General features: G+C 39.9%; 1 pseudogene. It reads right to left on the bottom strand.

The features are described 5' to 3' along the window. A pseudogene (locus tag ACGF63_RS22985) lies at positions 1-715 on the bottom strand (hemagglutinin); the annotation flags it as partial.

Below are 715 nucleotides of genomic sequence, written 5' to 3'. Positions count from 1 at the left end.
GGATCCCATTTGTCCGGAGGCATAGGACCCGTTTGTCGAGGGGAGAGCCGTACCGTGTTTTCTATCTCAATATCATTATTCGCTGTCAGAGAAATATCCGTACTCGGGGTTAAACAGGTATTTTGTAAAAGGAGATTTTTACCTGCCTGGATTGTTAAACTGCCATTAGCACTTAATATACTGATTCTACGGGTATTATCGGCATTAAAATAACCGGGTTTGTCACTGCTCTGAAACCGAATATCGCCATGACGGCTAATAAGGGTGATATCTTTCCCTTTTACTTCACTTTGCAACGCATTAATATGGTTGATGGCTGTCATCGATAAATTATTTGATGACAGCAGTGCGGCATCATGAAGATTAATCTCTTTTTCAGCGATAATGTTTAATTCATTAATTGCCTTTATTTTATCAGTGATATTGATTTGCCCGGCATGGAGAATAATCTTCTCAGCGGATACTGTTTCCGGTCGTTCTTTGACATTAACTTCTGAGACAGTTTTAATGTCATCAGGAAGAGCGGTATTAATGTTGATATTGTCTTTGAAATCAGCAACCAGGCTCCCTTTCGCGATGATGCTTGCCGGTTCAATGACATCGTCTTCGTCATTCCAGGTCTGAGTTTCGCCTGATTTTTTGTAAGGATAGACCGTCGGGACGGGTTCAAGTTTAAGATCATAAATAATAAAATGATTGAGTGAACTTTTTCTTT

The sequence above is a fragment of the Photorhabdus sp. RM322S genome, from assembly GCF_042879395.1.
GTDB lineage: Bacteria > Pseudomonadota > Gammaproteobacteria > Enterobacterales > Enterobacteriaceae > Photorhabdus > Photorhabdus khanii.
The sequence above is the reverse complement of the archived record's forward strand: the minus strand, read 5'-3'. Positions and strand labels throughout refer to the sequence as shown.